Annotated in this window: 15 protein-coding genes; 5 read left to right on the forward strand and 10 right to left on the reverse strand. The window is 45.5% G+C overall.

The window, feature by feature from the left end:
* Positions 1–364: 364 nt before the first annotated feature.
* Positions 365–889: an Lrp/AsnC family transcriptional regulator gene (locus KFV02_RS01630; protein WP_252379790.1), complete on the forward strand. Its 525-nt coding sequence runs from the start codon at positions 365–367 to the stop codon at positions 887–889.
* Between the two features lie 101 nt (positions 890–990).
* Positions 991–3990 carry an L-glutamate gamma-semialdehyde dehydrogenase gene (pruA, locus tag KFV02_RS01635; protein WP_252379791.1) on the forward strand — a complete coding sequence of 1000 codons (3000 nt, stop codon included), beginning with the start codon at positions 991–993 and terminating at the stop codon, positions 3988–3990.
* Positions 3991–4169: 179 nt separating this feature from the next.
* Here pruA and KFV02_RS01640 read toward each other — a convergent pair whose 3' ends face one another.
* The 8 genes from KFV02_RS01640 to KFV02_RS01675 all read right to left on the reverse strand — a co-directional run bounded on the left by KFV02_RS01640 (position 4170) and on the right by KFV02_RS01675 (position 15009).
* Positions 4170–5711 carry a YifB family Mg chelatase-like AAA ATPase gene (locus KFV02_RS01640; RefSeq protein WP_252379792.1) on the reverse strand — a complete coding sequence of 514 codons (1542 nt, stop codon included), beginning with the start codon at positions 5709–5711 and terminating at the stop codon, positions 4170–4172.
* Positions 5712–5850: 139 nt separating this feature from the next.
* Positions 5851–6450: a signal peptidase I gene (lepB, locus tag KFV02_RS01645; RefSeq protein ID WP_252379793.1), complete on the reverse strand. Its 600-nt coding sequence runs from the start codon at positions 6448–6450 to the stop codon at positions 5851–5853.
* 10 nt (positions 6451–6460) lie between these two features.
* A complete protein-coding gene (gene lepA, locus KFV02_RS01650; RefSeq protein WP_252379794.1) occupies positions 6461–8263 on the reverse strand; it encodes a translation elongation factor 4 in 1803 nt (600 codons plus the stop codon).
* An 81-nt stretch (positions 8264–8344) separates the two neighbouring features.
* Positions 8345–8839 carry a hydrogenase maturation protease gene (locus KFV02_RS01655; RefSeq protein WP_252379795.1) on the reverse strand — a complete coding sequence of 165 codons (495 nt, stop codon included), beginning with the start codon at positions 8837–8839 and terminating at the stop codon, positions 8345–8347.
* Between the two features lie 208 nt (positions 8840–9047).
* A complete protein-coding gene (locus tag KFV02_RS01660; RefSeq protein WP_353617278.1) occupies positions 9048–10496 on the reverse strand; it encodes a Ni/Fe hydrogenase subunit alpha in 1449 nt (482 codons plus the stop codon).
* A 14-nt stretch (positions 10497–10510) separates the two neighbouring features.
* On the reverse strand, positions 10511–11443 hold the full coding sequence (locus tag KFV02_RS01665; protein ID WP_252379797.1) for an NADH-quinone oxidoreductase subunit B family protein: 933 nt from the start codon (positions 11441–11443) through the stop codon (positions 10511–10513).
* Positions 11444–11488: 45 nt separating this feature from the next.
* Complete coding sequence (locus tag KFV02_RS01670) at positions 11489–11926, reverse strand: hydrogenase iron-sulfur subunit (RefSeq protein WP_252379798.1); 438 nt, start codon at positions 11924–11926, stop codon at positions 11489–11491.
* Positions 11927–11958: 32 nt separating this feature from the next.
* Positions 11959–15009, reverse strand: coding sequence for a CoB--CoM heterodisulfide reductase iron-sulfur subunit A family protein (locus tag KFV02_RS01675; protein WP_252379799.1), 3051 nt, complete (start codon positions 15007–15009; stop codon positions 11959–11961).
* A 461-nt stretch (positions 15010–15470) separates the two neighbouring features.
* Between KFV02_RS01675 and KFV02_RS11400 the strand changes: the two genes are divergently transcribed.
* Positions 15471–16199, forward strand: coding sequence for a septal ring lytic transglycosylase RlpA family protein (locus KFV02_RS11400; protein WP_289510015.1), 729 nt, complete (start codon positions 15471–15473; stop codon positions 16197–16199).
* On the opposite strand, the gene KFV02_RS01690 is transcribed toward KFV02_RS11400, so the two are convergent.
* Entirely contained in the window at positions 16186–16476 is a 291-nt protein-coding gene (locus tag KFV02_RS01690) for an integration host factor subunit alpha (RefSeq protein WP_252379800.1), read from the reverse strand. The two genes, KFV02_RS11400 and KFV02_RS01690, sit on opposite strands and share 14 nt — an antisense overlap.
* Before the next feature lie 141 nt (positions 16477–16617).
* The gene (locus tag KFV02_RS01695; protein ID WP_252379801.1) at positions 16618–17028 is read right to left on the reverse strand and encodes an HIT family protein; all 411 of its coding nucleotides are present in this window, start codon (positions 17026–17028) and stop codon (positions 16618–16620) included.
* 260 nt (positions 17029–17288) lie between these two features.
* On the opposite strand from KFV02_RS01695, the gene KFV02_RS01700 reads away from it, so the two are divergent.
* Positions 17289–18341, forward strand: coding sequence for an elongator complex protein 3 (locus KFV02_RS01700; RefSeq protein ID WP_252379802.1), 1053 nt, complete (start codon positions 17289–17291; stop codon positions 18339–18341).
* 86 nt (positions 18342–18427) lie between these two features.
* Positions 18428–19246, forward strand: coding sequence for a CheR family methyltransferase (locus tag KFV02_RS01705; RefSeq protein ID WP_252379803.1), 819 nt, complete (start codon positions 18428–18430; stop codon positions 19244–19246).
* Positions 19247–19441: the final 195 nt, after the last annotated feature.

The following is a 19441-nucleotide window of genomic DNA, read 5'->3' on the forward strand; positions in this document are numbered from 1 at the left end:
TTGCATGTTGGTAATTTTCTAAAAATCTTTATTAATGTTTATTTTTTAAACAAATTTTTTGTATCCTTATAAAGTCAGTCTTAGTGACTGCATAACTAGTTGAAATATATTGAAGATGTTAGAAAGATTTATTTTTAGCCAGGGATGCAGCCTGCAGCCCGACGTCTTCAGTCCTGCCTAGCCTAGAGATAATCAAATGGCCCATTATGATGTTTGTAAGAATAATCGGCTCTATGAAGTCGTGGTTTTACTGTATTTTTGTAAGTTGTAGCCCGCTTTTGCGGGCTTTTTTGTTATTGGAGAAAAATTATTCTTGACTTTGTTCTTTTTTGAATTTTATTTTCTAAAAAAGAGAGGTAGCAGAATGATTGATGAAGTTGATAAGAAAATATTGAACATTCTCCAAAAAAATGCCCGGATTTCCAACGCAGAAATTGCGCGACGGGTAGGTATGGCTCCCTCAGGAATCTTGGAGCGGATGCGAAAGCTCGAGCGTAAAGGAATTATCCAAAAATATGAAGTGCGTTTGAATCCCAAGGCCTTGGGATTGGTTCTTACTGTGTTGATCATGGTTAAGACTGAGGAACGGGTCGGATCGGTGGAGATAGGTTATGAACTGGCCAAGATTTCAGAGGTTCAGGAAGTATATTTTACTGCTGGGGAATATAACTATCTCTTAAAGGCCAGGGTGTCTGATACAGATGCTTTGACAGAACTTTTGAGAAAGTTCGGTGCTATTCCCGGGGTTAAAGATACCAGGACGACTCTGGTCTTAAATGACATTAAAGAAAGCTTGGCCCTGGATCTGGATCGCGTTGATGTGGCTAGAGCCGGAGGCAAAAAGGGAGCTAGAAAAGGTAATAGTCAGGAAAGTGAAGATATATCCTAAGTTACAGAAAACCTGCCTGCCGCACTACAGGAAAGAAGGTCTAGATAATGGAATTTCTTTAACTTAGCCGTATACCTTCATTAAAACCAAAAGGGGGAGATATGGACAAGAAAGCACTCAATCCCAAAATCAGAGAGCGCGGTAAGGAATTCTTCAAGAGTATCAGCGGGGAAGCCCCCTCCATTTTTAACAAGGGGTGGTGGACTGGCAAGGTCATGGATTGGGCCATGCGCAATGAGAACTTTAAGGTTCAGTTGTTTCGCTTTGTGGATGTTCTACCCTATTTAAACAGGTCCGAATCTTTGACCCGACACATACAAGAATATTTTGCTGCTGATGAGCATGATCTCCCTCCAGTGCTTAAGTGGGGGGCCAAAGGGGCAGGTTTGAGCAAGGGCTTGGCAGGAAAGGTTTTGGCTAAGACTATTCGTGCCAATATCGAAAATATGGCCAAGCAGTTCATTATTGGAGAGAATACCAAACAGGCAACCAAGACCTTAAAAAAACTTAGGAAAGATAATTTTGCCTTTACTGTTGATATATTAGGAGAGGCTACTGTCAGTGAGGAGGAGGGGGTCCAGTACCAGCAAAGTTATCTGGAGCTGATGGAAATTTTGGCCAAAGAGAGTAAAAAGTGGAAAGGATTAGGCGGAGGTGATTTGGATTGGGGTTATGCTCCTAAAATTAATGTATCTATAAAACCATCTGCTCTTTATTCTCAGGCCAGGCCTTCAGATTTTGAGGGTTCTGTCCAATCTATCTGTGACCGGTTGCGTCCTATTGTAGCCAAGGCCAAGGCAATGCAAGCCCATCTGTGCATTGATATGGAGCAGTATAAATTTAAAGATATTACGCTGGAAGTATATAAGCGGCTGCGCAGTGATCCTGAATTTCGTGACTTTGATCAGCTGGCCGTGGTCTTGCAATCCTATCTCAAAGATACGGACCGGGATTTGGAAGAATTATTGACATGGGCCAGGTCAGAGGGGCTGCCCATTTCTATTAGGTTAGTTAAAGGGGCCTATTGGGATTATGAGACAGTTATTGCCAAGCAAAGGGGATGGGACATTCCGGTTTACACCATAAAACCAGAGACTGATGCGGCCTTTGAGCGACATGCCCTGAAAATTTTGGAAAACCACGATGTTTGTTATTTTGCCTGCGGTTCGCACAATATCCGTTCCATTTCTGCTGTAATGGAGATGGCCATTGCTTTGGGTGTCCCTGAAGAACGCTATGAGTTTCAGGTCTTATATGGCATGGCTGAGCCAGTACGCAAAGGACTCTTAAATGTGGCTAAACGAGTCAGGCTTTATGCTCCTTATGGAGAGCTTTTGCCTGGTATGGCCTATCTGGTTCGTCGTCTCTTAGAAAATACTGCCAACGAATCCTTTTTGCGCCAGAGTTTTGTGGAAGGCGCGGAAATGGACCGCTTGCTGGAAGATCCAGAAGTGTTGGCAGCCCAGGAAAAGCTCCGGAAAAAGTCAAAGCCAAAGCCAGACGTTGAAGTACCACCTTTTCAAAATCACTCCTTTGTGGACTTTACCAAAGAGTCTGAACGTGAGGCCTTTCCCAAGGCCATTGCTTCAGTGCGCAAAGAATTGGGAAAAACTTACCCCTTGATTATAAACAACGAAGAAGTTTTTACCGAAGATAAGTTGCCTTCAGTAAATCCGGCTAATCCGGATGAGGTCATTGGATATGTTTGCCAGGCCTCTAGACAGGAGATTGATAGGGCCATTGCATCCGCCAAGCAGGCCCTGCCTGGCTGGCGAGATTTATCTGCTGAGGAACGGGCCAAGTATCTGTTTAAGGCGGCTGATATTGCGCGGAAAAATATTTTTCGTTTATCCGCCTGGCAGATCTTGGAGGTAGGTAAACAATGGGATCAGGCTCATGCAGATGTGGCTGAGGCCATAGATTTCCTGGAATATTATGCTCGGGAGATGATACGCCTGGGTTCCCCTCGGAGAATGGGACGGGCACCGGGAGAAATAAATCATCTCTTTTACCAGCCAAAAGGTATTGCTGCAGTGATAGCTCCCTGGAACTTTCCCCTGGCCATCAGTTGCGGCATGACTTCAGCAGCGATAGTCACAGGTAATTGTGTGTTATACAAACCGGCAGGATTGTCTTCTGTTGTGGGTTATACTCTGGCCGAGATTTATAAGGAGGCTGGTATTCCCGAAGGGGTATTCAATTTTGTGCCTGGTCGGGGCAGGGTCATTGGAGATTATCTGGTTGAACATCCTGATGTCAGCTTGATTGCGTTTACCGGGTCCGTGGAAGTGGGGTTACGTATAGTTAATAAAGCCTCTGTGGTACAGCCGGGACAGGAGCAGGTAAAAAAGGTTATTGCGGAAATGGGTGGTAAAAATGCCATTATTGTCGATGACGATGCTGACTTGGACGAGGCTGTTTTGGAGATCATCTATTCTGCTTTTGGCTATCAGGGGCAGAAATGCTCTGCCTGCTCACGGGTAATTGTTCTGGAAGCAGTCTATGATAAATTTGTGCATCGTCTCGTGGAGGCAGCCAAATCCATCAAAATCGGACCTGCTGAAGACCCAGCCAATTATATGGGCCCTGTTGTGGACGAGTCGGCTCAGAAAAAGATCCTGGAATATGTTGAGTTGGCCAAAAAAGAAGGTAAGGTATTAGTTTGCCGGGATGATATTCCTGACAAAGGTTACTATGTGCCTTTAACTATTGTGGAAGGAATAACTCCTGAACATCGCATTGCTCAGGAAGAAATATTTGGACCTGTCCTTGCTGTGATGAAGGTCAAAAATTTTGATCAGGCCATTGAATGGGCCAACTCTACCCGGTATGCTCTAACCGGTGGCGTGTTTTCCCGTAGTCCAGAACATCTGGAGAAGGCCAGACGAGAATTCAGGGTGGGAAATCTTTACCTTAACCGGGGCACTACTGGCGCATTGGTTGAGCGGCAGCCTTTTGGCGGCTTTAAGATGTCTGGTGTAGGTTCCAAAGCTGGCGGCCCTGATTATTTGATTCAATTTCTTGATCCCCGTTGTGTTACAGAAAATACCATGCGTCGAGGATTCACACCTATAGAAGAGGATGATGATTGGATTGAGTAAAGAGGCAGATAGAACTGATTGAAGAGCCTGTGGCCGAACCTTTAATCAATTTAATTTCCAAGGTTTATTTCATCTTGGTTTCTTTCATGCTGGTACAAAAAGCCGTTTGTAATGCATTTCAGAAACCAAGATTTTCAATCAACGGTTAAAATGGGGTTTGGCTACAGACTCTTAAACGGTCAAAAATAACTCTGTTCTTGTCTGTCCAGACTACGGTAGTTGATTGCCTCAGCGAGATGAGCAGTATTTATTTTATTTTCCCCGGCCAGATCAGCAATGGATCGGCTGATGCGTAAGATCCGGGTATAGGAGCGGGCTGAAAGCCCTAATTTATTCACGGCAACCTCCAGAAAATTATGTTCCTTTTCTGTTAACTGACAAAACTCATTTAGCCACTTTCCAGAAAGTTGGCTATTGGTTAAAAAAGGCAGATCTTTAAACCTGTCGGTCTGAATTTTCCGGGCGTCAAGAATATTGTTGCGCATGGTAGCCGAATCCATTGAACCCCTGGATTGTTTAAGATCCTTGTAAGGTACAGCCGGAACTTCAATGTGCAGGTCGATACGGTCCAGCAACGGTCCGGAAAGGCGGGAATGGTAACGCTGAATCTGGGTTGGAGTGCAGGTGCACGGATGCTGGTCATCACCTAAGTAGCCGCAGGGACAGGGATTCATGGCCGCCACAAGCATAAAATCCGCCGGATAGACCAGAGACATTGCTGCTCGGGCAATGGTCACCTGTCCATCCTCTAAAGGTTGGCGTAGAACCTCAAGAACATGTTTTTTAAACTCAGGAAGTTCATCTAAAAAAAGTACGCCTCGATGGGCCAGAGAGACCTCCCCTGGCCGGGGATAATGACCTCCACCTATAAGTCCGGCATCAGATATTGTGTGATGGGGAGAACGGAATGAGCGGTTAACGATCATGGCCTGACCTTTGGGAAGCTGGCCAGAGACACTATAAATCTTGGTTACTTCCAGGGCTTCTTCAAAGGTCAGTGGCGGTAGGACCGTGGGGATTCGCTGGGCGAGCATGGTTTTGCCACTGCCCGGAGGACCCATAAAAAGGATGTTATGTCCGCCAGCGGCCGCAATTTCAATGGCCCGCTTTGCATGATCCTGGCCTTTGACTTCGGCGAAGTCCATAAAAAAACTCTGCCTTTGCTGCCACAGACTGTCCAGATCAAACTTAGTAGGACTCAGAGAAAGCTCGTTTAACAACAGTTGGATTGTCTGGGCCAGACTCTCCAGTCCATACACAGCAAGACCTTTGACAACGGCGGCTTCTTTAGCATTGTCCTTGGGCAAGATTACTGCTTTGGCTTGTTCCTGCCTGGCCTTAAGGGCAAGAGGCAGGGCGCCGGTTATGGGCCTTAGTTCACCAGTCAAGGATAATTCTCCAGCCATAAACAAGCCTTCAAGGCTCTTGGCGGGGATTACTCCAGTAGCAGCTAAAAGCCCTAGTGCCAGGGGCAAATCAAAGCTGCTCCCTTCTTTACGCATGTTGGCAGGGGCCAGGTTGATTGTAATCCTTGCAGGGGGGAGTTTAAATCCACTGTTTTTTAAGGCAGAAAAGACCCGTTCCTTGCTTTCTTTTACTGCTCCTTCAGCCAGACCGACCAAGGTAAAAGCTGGAATGCCTGAGCGGGAATAATCTACTTCCAGTTCCACTTTAAAGGCATCAATTCCTAGAAGGGATGCCGTGCTGATTTTTGCAAACATTTTTTTCTTCTATGCATTAATCCAAGAAAAGGTAAAGGGGCAAAAGGGTAAAAAGGGGGGCGGATATGTGTGGAGAAGGGCGAGTAAACCGAAATCTCGCCCTTTTATTAACTTCTTTTGTCTTCGATACTAGAAGGCGCTAGTGAATCAAATGTCCAATACGGTCCCAGCGGACGTGTTTAAATCCGGCCCAGGACCAGTAGATGATCCAGGCTTTGCCCAGGATTTTATCCCGGTCCACAAAACCCCAGAACCTGGAATCGTAAGACTCATCCCGGTTGTCGCCCATGACAAAATACTTCCCTTCCGGGACTTTAATGGGACCAAAGTTGTCCCGGTGGGGAATGATGCGTGGATCAGTGTGCTGGACATAGGGTTCATTTAGCTTTTGTCCATTACGCCAGACTTCCTTGTTTCTGATCTCAATGACATCTCCGGGCACGCCAATGACCCTTTTAATAAAGTCCTTGGATGGATCCTCAGGAAATTCAAAAACGATGATATCCTGAAATTTAGGATCAGAAAATTTAACTATATATGTGTCTGTGAATGGTATTTTTAAACCATAGATAAATCTGTTTACCAGGAGATGATCCCCAATCTGTAATGTTTGGAGCATTGAGCCGGAAGGAATCTTAAAGGCCTGGACCACAAATGAGCGAATAAAAAAGGCCAGGATCAAGGCCACTATCAGGGCTTCAGCATATTCTTTAAGTATTTTTTGCCAGCGTGGGTTCATATCTTATCCTTTACTCCTCTACTTTAAGGGCAGCCAGGAAAGCCTCTTGAGGGATTTCCACACTACCCATTTTTTTCATGCGTTTTTTTCCTTCTTTTTGCTTTTCTAATAGTTTTCTTTTGCGCGTTATATCACCACCATAACATTTGGCGGTAACATTTTTGCGCAGGGGCGCTATCCTTTCCCGGGCAATAATTTTATTGCCAATTGCAGCCTGGATAACCACCTCAAACAGTTGTCTGGGGATAACTTTTTTTAACCTCAGGGCCAGTGCCCGGCCCTTATGGTAAGCGCTGTCGCGATGGACAATACAGGACATGGCATCGACAGGCTCGCCATTTATAAGGATATCCAGTTTCACCAGGTTGGAAGGTCTAAAGTCAATGACCTCGTAATCTAACGAGGCAAAGCCCCTGGTGACAGATTTCAGACGGTCAAAAAAGTCAAAAACGATCTCGGCAAAAGGCAACTCATAAGTGATAATTACCCGGGTTGACGTGAGATAGCGCAGGTCCTTCTGGATACCCCTTTTTTCCTCACACAACTTCAGCACATTGCCTACAAACTCGTTTGGTACGTGGATTTCCAGGCGGACAAAGGGTTCATAAATGGATGCAATTTTTTCGGGCGGGGGCAGTTTGGACGGATTATCAATTTCGAAAACCCGGCCATCTACCTCTTCGACCTTATAGACAACAGAAGGTGCGGTAGCGATAAGATTGGCCTTGAATTCGCGCTCTAATCTTTCCTGGATGATTTCCATATGCAGAAGGCCTAAAAAGCCGCATCTAAAGCCAAAACCCAGGGCCTGTGATGTCTCCGGTTCAAACTGTAGCGCAGCATCATTTAATTGCAGTCTTTCCAGAGCACTTTTCAGTATTTCATATTCGGATGACTCAACCGGGTATAGACCGCAAAAGACCATGGGTTTGACTTTTTTAAATCCAGGAAAAGGCTTATCAGTTGGCCGGTCAGGGGAGGTAATGGTATCCCCCACCCGTGCATCTTTAAGCTCCTTTATGCCTGCACATAAAAAACCCACTTCCCCTGGTCCTAATTCTTCGATGTCCTGCGCTTCCGGAGAGAAGACCCCCAGCTTGGTGACTTCGTATTTTTTGCCGGTGGAGTACATCATGATCGGCTGGTTCAGCCTGATGCTTCCTTCCAGAATTCGAAACAGGACAACAACTCCAAGGTAAGAGTCATACCAGGAGTCAAAAATCAGGGCCTTTAAGGGTGCATCCTTCTCTCCCTTTGGAGGAGGAATGAGCTCGACCAGCTTTTGCAAAAGTTCTGTCACCCCTTGACCTGTCTTGGCACTGACCAGGGCAATGTCTGTACAGTCAAGGCCTATAACCTCTTCAATTTCTTGGGCTACCCGGTCCGGATCGCTACTTGGAAGATCAATCTTGTTTAAGACGGGGATAATTTCCAGGTCGTGATCCAGGGCCAGATAGACATTGGCCAGAGTCTGGGCCTCTACGCCTTGCGTTGCGTCGACGACCAGAAGTGCACCGTCACACGCGGCCAGGCTTCTGGAGACTTCATAGGAGAAATCCACGTGTCCGGGAGTGTCAATCAAGTTTAAAATATACTCTGTGCCGTCCGGAGCTTTGTAAGGAATGCGAACGGTTTGGGCTTTTATGGTAATGCCCCGCTCACGTTCCAGATCCATTTTGTCCAGATACTGGTCTTTTTTCTCTCGTTCAGAGATAAGACCTGTTATTTCCATGATCCGGTCAGCCAGAGTAGATTTACCGTGATCAATATGGGCTATTATACTGAAATTGCGAATGTTTTCTTTCTTGGTCATACTTTTAACGTCTTTTAGAGAAGGCCAGATGCTTTGCTGGGCTTTCTCCTTTTACCCCTCCACAATTTTTATAATCTACAATTATGTTTCTTTGATCAATTGTTTTATTTTTTGCACTATTTGTGGAACGGCAGCTTTTATTTCCGGGCTCAATTTCTCGTCCATCTGCTCCGGTACATAAGCAGTTTGAGCGACAATAATACGCAAATCCATATCCGTGGCTTCTTTTAGTTCCTTCAACAGGTTGGTAGTTGGGAATTGATGCATGGAGAAGTCCGCCAGTTTTTTGGGGTCAACCTCATCCACGTCTATTTCAAATACTTCTCCTGGTTTTCTCCCACTTTGGGTCGTTGCGTCAACAATGATCACCATTTGAGGGTGTTTGTCGCTTAAAATCAGATCGAAAAGAAGAGGGCGGATAGAAGTGCCCACGTCCAAAAGGGCTATATCACCTGGCAAATCCTTTTCTAGTTTCAAAGCCTCGATCACTGCCGGGCCTAGTCCGTCATCACCAAACAATGTGTTACCGCAGCCAAAAACGACTACCCTGGAGTTAAACATTTGGGACCAATCCATGTATGCTCTCCCCTTGAAAAATATCGTGGTCTAAGGCTAAAGTCCTTAGTTTGTTTAGTCCTTTTAACTAAAATTTAATCATTTTTCGTAGTTAGTATCGGGACTTAGCTGGAACTCATCGCCCGTTCATCAGTCCTAAAAAAAGGCCGCTATCACGTACTAGACGTAACAGCGGCCCTTTTAATGGATTTATTCGCTTCTGTCTAATCTATTTGCGCATAGTTTCCACGCAGTTTCCTTGAGAATCAAAGATTTTTAGCTCAACATTGATGCCGCCATCCAGGCGGTGTGTGGCACAGCTCATTCACGGGTCATAGGCCCGAATGGCCATCTCGATTCTGTTTAAGATTCCCTGGTCGTACTTTCCGTCTTTGATCAGAGCTTTTGCAGCCTGCTTGACAGAGAGGTTCATTGGGGCATTGTTGTGTGTGGTGCCCACAATGAGGTTGGCAAAAGTAACAAGGCCGTTTTCATCGGTTTTGTAGTGATGGATAAGTGTGCCACGGGGAGCTTCAACGCATCCGACACCTTCGCCAGCTTTGGGCTCGATGTTTTTGGCCCTGATTTCCTGGCTGGTAATCTCAGAGTCATTCAAGAGCTCTTCAGCCCGCTCACAACAATAGACCATTTCAATGAGTCTGGCCCAGTGATAGAGCAGAGTTAAGTGCGATGGACGACCAAATTCTTTGCGGAAGATTTCTAACTCTTCCTGGGCCAAAGGTGTGGCCATCTTGTCGCAGACATTGATCCTGGCCAGGCAATTGGAGCGGTAAACTCCTACCGGATCATTTTCATCCAGCTTGATGCCACCCTGTTTTTTGATGTAGGGGAATTTGAGATAACTCCAGGGTTCTACATGCTCGGCAATATATTCGGTATATTCCTCATACTTGAACTGGTCATAATTGCCGTCTTTGTCCATGAGGCGGAGTTCGCCGTCAAAGAGCTCCAGAGCGCCGTCGGAAGGCCTTACTGTACCAAGGTAACCGGAGGGGAACACGCCAAGTACTTTTACAGCATCCAGGTATTTAGGGAAGACTTCTTCCCGGGCGAACTTAATGGTAAATACGGCGAAGTCCTTTAATTCCTGGACACCGGCCAGAAGTTCCTTGCGTTCTTCTTCGCTCATGGGCTTGGAATATCCGCCTACGACCGCTGCAATAGGATGAATGACCTTGCCGGAGAATTTTTCCAGCATCATCTGAGCCTTATAACGCATGTGCACGACCTTTTTGGCCAGGTCGGGATTGGCTCCGATAATACCGACAACATTACGTACAGAATAATCTGCATCCGGGCCCAGGACAAAATCAGGCGCAGCAAGAAAATAAAAATGCAAGATTTTGTCCGGGATGTAGGCCAGCATCTGACAGAGTTCACGTAGTTTTTTGCCTGCGGGTGGGACTTCTACGCCCAGGCAGGCATCAGCGGCCTTGTTAGAAGCCAGATGGTGCTGCCAAGGACAAATACCGCATATACGGTTGACAATTCTGGGCACCTCTTCCACTGGCCGGCCAACAACAAATTTTTCAAATCCCCGTAATGACAGCACGTGCAGCTTGGCATCGGCAACATTCCCATTGTCATCCAGATGGATGGCCACGCTGGCATGACCTTCAATACGGGTGATGGGGGCTATATTTAATGTTTTACCCATATTTTACTCTCCTCCTAACCTATCTTTTTCAGAACACCGTGCGCACCAGTAAAACGGGCCAGATAACCACGGCGATCAGGCATTTTCATGGGATCAAAACCAACCGAAGCCAAAGCACCCATATAGTCGATCAGTGGTTTTGAGTCTTTACGGACTGGTCCATAACAACCACGGCAGGGCATTCTGGTACTCAAACAACGCGGTGGTTTGCCTTTGCCGCCGCAACCGGCCTTGGTCACAGGGCCGAGACAGATGAAGCCCTGCTCCAAGAGGCAGCGCATTTCATCTATGGGCTTGTCAGGATCAAATTCTGGAGTTTCCAGCATTCTCTTAATGTCGTCCATGCCCTTTTTGCGTTCCTTAATGGTAGGACAGGTGTCACAGACTGAACGCTCAGGCATTTTGAATTCTGTTTTGCCCTCCAACAATGCCAGTACTGCGGCAGCAATCCAGTCGGGATGAGGAGGGCAGCCTGGCAGGTAAATATCTACATCCACAAATTCATCCAAAGCGTAACATTTATCAAGCAGGGGTGGTATATGTTCGGTTGGTGGCTCGGCACAGTCAGTGGTAGGAGAGTCACAATATACAAATTTTTTCAGCTCTTCCTCATCGTACATATTAATTAAGGCCGGGATACCGCCGTTAGTGGCACAGGTGCCCAGGGCAACGAGTATCTGACATTTTTTACGCATTTCCAAAAGCACTTCTTTGTGCTCTTCATTACGTACACTGCCCGAGACAATCCCCACCACGGCCTCTGGAATGCTCAGCTCTGTTTCTTCACCGGTTTGGCCATAATACTTTTTGTCCAGGATGACAGGAATATGGACAAACTCTATATTGTTGACCAGAAGATCAACTAGGATTTCTCCAATGTTCAGAATGGCGATTTCGCAACCGGAACATGCATTCAACCATTCTTCAGCTACAGTAACTTTGGTCATATATACCTCCTTACAGACGGGAGAGAGACCTCTCTCCCATCCAACTTAAGCATTAGCTGCTTCTTTCTGGGCCTTTTTTAAAGGATTGGGGCCAAGGGATTTTATCTTTTCCGTAAACTTAGTTACTACTTCTGCAAATCTTGGGGCTTCTGCAGAAGAAACCCATTCAATTGCAAAGCGTTCTGGATCTATTCCTAAGTCTTCTAGTACCAATTTGATGGCCTGGGCCCGGGCTAAAGCTTTGTTATTACCATCCAGGTAATGACATTCACCCAGGTGTCAGCCCATGAGAATGACGCCATCGGCGCCTTTTTCTAAGGCTTCGACTACTAAGTTGGGATGAACCATCCCTGAACACATGACTCTGATAGCACGCATATTGGGTGGATATTGGAGTCTGGAGACCCCGGCCAGATCTGCACCGGCGTATGCACACCAGTTACAGAGAAAGCCAACAATGACAGGTTCGAAGTTTTCAGCCATGGAAACTTCTCCTTATATTAGATTTTTTGTGGTTACAGGTTTTCTAGGGCCGCAGATATCTGGGCTCTAAGTTGTTCATTGGTAAAACCGTGAACAAACACGCCTTTTTTGGGACATGTGGCTTCACAAACGCCACAGCCCTTGCAAAGTGCCTTGTTTATTTCGATCTTGCGCAGAGTCTGCCCATCTTTTTCATAGTCAACCAAAGATATGGCTCCATAAGGACAGGTGTCCACGCACAGGGCGCAGCCATCACAATTTTCTGTGACATATGACTTGATGGAGTCTAAGGGCATAACCGACTTGGATAAGATGGTGGTAGCCCTGGACACGGCTGCCTGGGCCTGGGCAATGGATTCGTCGATAGGCTTGGGGTAATGACACAGGCCGGCGACAAACATGCCGTCCACGCTTAAATCAACCGGACGCAGCTTGGCATGAGCTTCCTGGAGAAAGCCCTCATTGCTCAGGCTGCACTTATACAGTTCAACCAGTTCCTTATTATCGTATGGCACAATGGCTGTGGCCAGTACTAAATAATCGGGCCTGATCTCCACGTCCTGCTTCAGGACATGATCCTGAACCTGAACAACTAGATCATCGCCGTCTTTAAATACCTTGGGCTTGTTATCCAAGGAATAGCGGATAAAGATTACGCCTTTTTCGCGGGCTTCCTTGTACAGGTCTTCGCGTTCTCCATAGGTTCGAATGTCTCTGTACAATACATATACGGGCAAATCTGGGTTGGCTTCTTTCAACTCCAGAGCATGTTGCATGGTGTTGGTACAGCAAAGGCGGCTACAATATGGCCTTTCTGAATCGCGGGAACCAACACACTGAATAAATACGGCCCCTTTGGCCTTTTCCAGGGCGGGCTTGTGTTCTTTAAGCTCTGCTTCAAATTCAAGATGGGTAAAGACACGGTCATCCTGGCCATAAAGGTATTCATTGGGCTTGTATTCTTTGGCTCCGGTACAAATCACAGCCACGCCATATTTGATGGCTTTTGCCTCACCATCCACTTCGATTTCACTTACGAAATCACCCACAGCACCTTTACAGGTCTTGAGTGAAGCATTTTTAAAGACTTTTATGTTGGGGTGATTTTCTACCTTGGCAATGAGCTGTTCAAGGTAAGGCTTTACTTCTTCGCCTTTCCAGGTGTGGCTTAACTGCCAGGCATTTCCACCCAGTTTATCTGATTTTTCAAGCAGGATGGTTTCGTATCCCTGGTCAGCAAGTCCCAGCGCAGTGGTCATGCCTGAAATTCCACCACCAACTACCAGAGCAGTCTGATTGACCTGAACTGAGAGATGTTCCAGAGGCTGAAGCATTGCAGCCTTGGCCACGGCCATGCGTACCTGATCTTTGGCCTTTTCAGTTGCCTTTTCTGGCTCGCTCGAATGGACCCAACTGTTCTGGTTGCGAATATTGGCCATCTCAAAGAGATATTCATTAAGACCTGCATTTTTCAACGTTTCCCTGAACATAGGTTCATGGGTCCTGGGGGTACAGGCTGCAACTACTACCCTGTTTAAATTGTGCTCTTTGATTTTTTCCGCGATCAGGACCTGGGTATCCTGAGAGCATGTAAAGAGATTGTTTTCTGCATAGACCACATTGGGCAGGGTCTTGGCATATTCGGTCAATTCCTTAACATCCACTGTGCCGGCAATGTTGATGCCGCAGGAACAGACAAAGACGCCGATCCGTGCCTCTTGGCCAGCCACATCTATTTCAGGAGGGAAGGTTTGTTCTTTAGCCAGGGCGCCTCTGACATTGCTCAGCGCTATAGAAGCGGCTGCAGCAGCCGAGGAGGCTTCGGTGACGGATTGAGGAATATCCTTGGGGCTTTGGAAACATCCGCTGGCATAGATGCCGGGTACATTGGTGGCTACCGGGTTGAAACTGGAAGTTTGGGCAAAGTTGTATTTATTGAGCTCTATACCAAGGGCTTTAGCCAATTCAATGGCGCTCTTATCTGTTTCCAGACCAACAGAGAGGACAAGCATATCAAAAGGCTCCAGGACCCTTTCGCCCGTTTCACCATCAAAATACTCTAAGATGACGCCGCCCTCAGGGTTTGGATATACAGTATGGATTCTGCTTTGGACAAAGCGGATGCCCTTTTGCTTGGCCTGTTCGTAGTATTGTTCAAATTCTTTTCCGTGAGTACGAATGTCCATGTAAAAAATGGCCTGGTTAACATCACCAGTGGTATGCTCGGCTGTAACTAATGCCTGCTTGATGGCGTACATACAGCAGACAGAAGAACAGTAGCCGTTGTCGCATCTATTGATATTTCTGGAGCCAACACATTGTAGCCAGGCAATTTTCTTCGGCTCTTTGCCATCAGAAGGCCTTTTCAGATGACCCATGCATGGACCACTGGCTGAGAGCAACCGTTCGTACTCCAGACCTGTGACTACGTCTTTAAATTGTGTGTAGGCGTAATGATCAAAAAGGGAAGGATCAAAGGCTTTAAATCCCGGGGCCAGAATTACAGAGCCGACTTTGACCTGGATGATTTCTTCCTTGTGCTCTTTGTTAAAGTCAATGGCACCGGTGGGACAAAATTTTTCACATGCCCGACATTTGCCTTTCTGGACAAAAATACAATTTTCACCATCGATAGCGTACTTGAGGGGAACGGTTTGGCCGTACTTGATGTAGGCAGCCTTACGAACACTCAACCCCTCGTTGTACTCGTCAGGGACTTTTTTGGGACATTTTTCTGCACACAGGCCGCAGGCAATACATTTATCCACCTCCACATAGCGTGGCTTTTGTTTGACAGTGACGGTAAAATTGCCTTCGCTGCCCTCAATTTTTTGTACTTCGCTTAAAGTCAAAAGCTCAATGTTTAAGTGCCGACCGCACTCAACCAACTTGGGTGAGATAATTCACATCGCACAGTCATTGGTGGGGAAGGTTTTGTCCAATTGGGACATTACGCCGCCAATACCGGCTGTTTTTTCCACCAAATAGACATAATAGCCGGCGTCAGCCAAGTCCAAAGCGGATTGAATGCCGGCAATACCACCGCCGACAACCATGACTGCGCCTACTTTTTCTTGTGACATATTAACCCCCTTTGCCATTTATTTGTTGTTTGTCGCAAGAACAACGGCCCGTTAAAAGTAGATTTTTCAGGTATCTTTTTAGTGAGATACCACCCAAAAAACATAATGTATTAAATTAACAAATACAAGCTGTTCAATCTTATTTAGACATTCAATAGCTCAGGTTTAAAAAAAATGCTAGTAGTTGAGCATGGAAATTGTGAAAAAGTGATATTATTTTTTCACAAATGATAACACGAAAGGGGCCGTTTTTGTCCGCCTGTAGGCTTGTCCTGTAAGATTAATTTTTTACAAGATGGCTTGAGTTCATGTCGTTTAGGGGGTAAGTTGCAAAAAAGAAGGTTTGATAACTCATTGACTTCTTCCCTTAGTTTTGACCTTGATTGTTAGCAGTTATTTGTTTTTAATTGATTAAAGGTTATTGTGCATTTAAATTATAAATGAATGGAGAAAAAAGGAAGATGAGCGGATGGGCAGGATGTTTGTTTGGTTTAATTATCCTGGTTATGGGCTTGTATGGATGCGCTCAAAAAAGTGTATACTACCCTTCGCGGAACACTAAGATATATGCTCCTCCTTCCCAAAAAGGAACCCAGAGGCCATATACTGTTTATGGCAAGACGTATAGACCTTTAAAGGTAGCGCATGGGTTTGTTCAGGAAGGAGTGGCCTCATGGTACGGACCGAAATTTCATGGGCGAAGAACTGCTAGCGGCGAGATTTATAATATGTATGAGCTTACAGCGGCACACAAAATTTTGCCCATGCATACAAAGGTCAAGGTAACCAACCTGGAAAATGGTCGTAGTTTGATTGTGCGTATTAATGACCGCGGGCCATTTGTAAAAAACAGGATAATTGACCTATCTTATGCAGCGGCCAAGAGATTAGGTCTGGTTGGCCCGGGAACGGCAAGGGTTCGCGTTGAGTCTCTTGGCTCTTGGTCGCCGGAAATTCCTGGCATTTTTTATGTGCAGGTTGGGTCATTTGCTATCTATGACAATGCTATCGCCTTGCAGACAAAAATGCGTCAAAAAGGTTTTGTGCACACCAGGATACAAAAATTTGAGCACCGCGGCCGGACCTTTTGGCGTGTCCATGCTGGCATTTTCAAAACCCTGGCCAAGGCCCAAAAGATCAAGACCAGGTTAGAGCTTAAGTTCCCCAATGCCTTTATTATTGCGGATTGAGTTCTTGCCTGAATTTTCTGGAAAGCCTAAATACAACAACCTTGCGTCCAGGCAAAGTGATACTTTCATTTGTTTGTGGATTTCTGCCTTTACGAGGTTTTTTGTTATAGGCCTCAAATTTTCCAAATCCGCTGATAAGTAGAGCATGGTCCTTTTTAATGGCTTTTTTCATCAGTTCCAAAAGGTGTTCCACTTGAGCCTTGACTTCGGCCCTGTTTCGTTCACTGTGTTCATAAATTTTGTCCACGATGTCAGCTTTGGTTAATGTTTTGCCCATATATTACCTCCGGGGGAAGTTTAAAGTTTGCAATTTAGGGTTAAAGGTTTACCCGGGCACTAGAGTACTTTTGAACGACTCTTATAGGCCAATTTAAACATTGCCTTTTTGACATATTACACAGCTTTAATTTTAATAAAATTAAATTTTAGCTTTGATTTTTTGGGCGTACTGCTCCATCTCCTGGGCGTCTGAGTATTTATGTTGTGGCCAGAGTTTTAGCCCATCATCTTTATAGCGGGGAATAAGGTGCCAGTGAGCATGGTGAACCAGTTGACCAGCAGCTTCATAGTTGTTCATGCCTATATTTAGACCAGAGGCATTCAATGCTGTAAGTAACCCTTTTCCGACTTTTTGCATGGCCAAAATGAGTTCTTGCCCTAAATCTAAAGGTAGTTCAAAAATAGTAGGATAGTGACCTTTGGGGATGATCAGGGCATGCCCTTTGTTGACCGGGGCAATATCTAAAAAGGCCAGTACATGTTCGCTTTCATAGATTTTTTGACAGGGAATTTTTCCTTGGACAATCTGGCAAAAAATACAGTTATTCATATTTCTTACTCCGAGTTATATTTTAAATTTTATTGTGTTGCGTGTTTATTGTACAGTTTAAATATTAAGTTTGCGTATAATGTTCAGAATACAACGTTTAACCTTTATAAAACTTAACACATGTAGTATTGGCAACATATGACTTTTTGTGCATAAAAAGTGGAATTTTTTTTGTCTTAGTAACGACTTTAAAAGACTTTTACCTCAGCTGTATTTTTTTTGCAAGTCTAACACGTTATTTTTTTTGTCTATTTCCATTTATGAAAATTATTAGTTTGAAATTTTATCATCCTGAACCCCAAAAAAAGAAAATGGCTGTTTGGCCAGTTTTTCTTCCCTTTGCCGGGTGCAGTAAAACCAGGTGTGTTTATTGCGCTCAGAATCTGCAAACCGGAGAGTTGGAGCGTCTTGATTTCAAGAGCATTGGAGAAAAAATCGAGAACGAGCTCAATGACCGATTTGTCCAAAAAAAGGAAGCCATTGGCCTTGGGTTTTTTGGCGGGACATTTACTGGCCTGTCCAAAGAGAAAATGATTTATTTTTTGTCATTGACAAAAAAACTAAAGGATAAAGGGATAATTAGCCATATTCGCTGTTCAACCAGGCCGGATATGATCAGCCCGGATATTTTAAGCTTGCTAGGTGACCATGGAGTTGATTTGGTTGAGCTGGGAGTGCAAAGCTTTGATAATCAGGTATTGGAATTAAGCGGTCGGGGCTACTGTCGGGCAGATATAGTTGCGGCCTGCGAAATGATTTCGAGAGCGGGCCTGAGTCTGGGCATTCAACTTTTGCCGGGGCTGCCTGGACATGCACTGAAGAGTTGGTTTGAAGATGTGCGTTTTTCTATAGAGATGCAACCGGAAGTTGTGCGCATCTATCCATGTCTGGTTCTCAAATCCACTCTTTTGGCCAGGTGGTGGGCCAAAGGTCAGTATCAACCGTGGAGCTTACCAGAGACTGTGTCTGCAATAGCTTTAAGCCTCCCGTTTTTTTGGCGGGCTAAAGTGCAGGTTATTCGTCTTGGTTTGACTCCGGAAAAAAGTCTGATGAAAAATATTTTGGCCGGCCCGTGGCATCCGGCTTTGGGGAATATGTGTAGAAGCATCGCTCTCAGACATCTATTATTGTGTGAGTTGGCCAAGATTGGGTCCAAATTAAAACGGATATATGTTCCTAAAAAGTATTTAAGTGAATTTTGGGGTTATAAAGGTATAAATAAAAAGGTTTGGGCCAAACTTGGGATTCAAAAAAGTCAAGTTGAACCTTGGGAAAAGGATTATTTTCAAATTTTTGGTGTAAAAAGGGGATAACTTCACTAAAGGATTTTAGCATTCGGCATGTGCTGGTGTTTTAAAAGGTCGAGTGGTTGGAATGCGAGGGGACCTGAGGAACTGGAATGAAAGAAAGCGAATGGGTGCATTTTCTGCAGTGGGCGCTACCTCGATTGCGCATGCGTTGGGCAGGTTTCCGTAAAGTACGTAAGCAAGTCTGCAAACGGATCCGGCGGCGTATAGAAGAATTGCAATTGGAAGGGGTTATTTCCTACCGGGCCTATCTGGAAAGTCACCCAGAGGAGTGGACAATACTGGAGGTGTTGTGCCGCGTGACGATCACTCGCTTCTACCGCGACAAGAGGACCTTTGCCTTTTTGGAACAGGAGGTCTTGCCTGAGCTTGCCCGGCAAACGCTTGCTCGTGGCGAGGATACTTTACGGATGTGGAGTGCCGGTTGTGCTTCGGGTGAGGAGCCGTATACCCTGGCATTGATGTGGGAGTTGAGCCTCAGGCCGCTTTTCCCCGGACTTACCGTTCGGATTCTGGCTACGGACTTGGATGCAGTGTTGATTGAACGTGCTGCCCAGGCTTGTTATCAGGCCCGCAGCCTGAAAGAACTCCCTGATACATGGCGGGACATCGCCTTTGTTCAAAAAAAAGGGATATATTGTCTACGTCCGGAATACAAGGCCAACGTAAAATTTTTATGCCATGATGTGAGAACGATGGTCCCGGGTGGTCCATTCCACCTGGTCCTGTGTCGCAATTTAGTGTTCACCTATTTTGATACCGGGTTACAGCTTGAGACATGGGAGCGAATATGGGAGAGCATATATCCCGGGGGATGTCTGGTGCTTGGAAGCCATGAATCCCTGCCAGAGGGGGCCCATGGATTCATGCTGTGGTCCAGGATGTTCGGCATTTATATGAAATGTTGGTAAACCATATTTGTAATATTTTGTATAGCATGTAGCCGAACCTTTTTATCAATTAATTTTTATGGGTTATTCTACTCAACTTTCTCGTATGTTTACATCACCTGTTTTCAAATTTAAGAGATAAAGAAATAAGAATTTAGGCGTGACAGACCGTTCAACTTTCTGGTGCATCAAGACACCGTAACTCAGCTTTTGGTC

Source organism: Desulfovulcanus ferrireducens (assembly GCF_018704065.1).
Taxonomy (GTDB): Bacteria; Desulfobacterota; Desulfovibrionia; order Desulfovibrionales; family Desulfonatronovibrionaceae; genus Desulfovulcanus; species Desulfovulcanus ferrireducens.

Coding starts and splice junctions, on each gene's coding strand:
- KFV02_RS01630 (WP_252379790.1), top strand. CDS start 365: ATGATTGATGAAGTTGATAAGAAAATATTGAACATTCTCCAAAAAAAT.
- pruA (WP_252379791.1), top strand. CDS start 991: ATGGACAAGAAAGCACTCAATCCCAAAATCAGAGAGCGCGGTAAGGAA.
- KFV02_RS01640 (WP_252379792.1), bottom strand. CDS start 5,711: ATGTTTGCAAAAATCAGCACGGCATCCCTTCTAGGAATTGATGCCTTT.
- lepB (WP_252379793.1), bottom strand. CDS start 6,450: ATGAACCCACGCTGGCAAAAAATACTTAAAGAATATGCTGAAGCCCTG.
- lepA (WP_252379794.1), bottom strand. CDS start 8,263: ATGACCAAGAAAGAAAACATTCGCAATTTCAGTATAATAGCCCATATT.
- KFV02_RS01655 (WP_252379795.1), bottom strand. CDS start 8,839: ATGGATTGGTCCCAAATGTTTAACTCCAGGGTAGTCGTTTTTGGCTGC.
- KFV02_RS01665 (WP_252379797.1), bottom strand. CDS start 11,443: ATGACCAAAGTTACTGTAGCTGAAGAATGGTTGAATGCATGTTCCGGT.
- KFV02_RS11400 (WP_289510015.1), top strand. CDS start 15,471: ATGAGCGGATGGGCAGGATGTTTGTTTGGTTTAATTATCCTGGTTATG.
- KFV02_RS01690 (WP_252379800.1), bottom strand. CDS start 16,476: ATGGGCAAAACATTAACCAAAGCTGACATCGTGGACAAAATTTATGAA.
- KFV02_RS01695 (WP_252379801.1), bottom strand. CDS start 17,028: ATGAATAACTGTATTTTTTGCCAGATTGTCCAAGGAAAAATTCCCTGT.
- KFV02_RS01700 (WP_252379802.1), top strand. CDS start 17,289: ATGAAAATTATTAGTTTGAAATTTTATCATCCTGAACCCCAAAAAAAG.
- KFV02_RS01705 (WP_252379803.1), top strand. CDS start 18,428: ATGAAAGAAAGCGAATGGGTGCATTTTCTGCAGTGGGCGCTACCTCGA.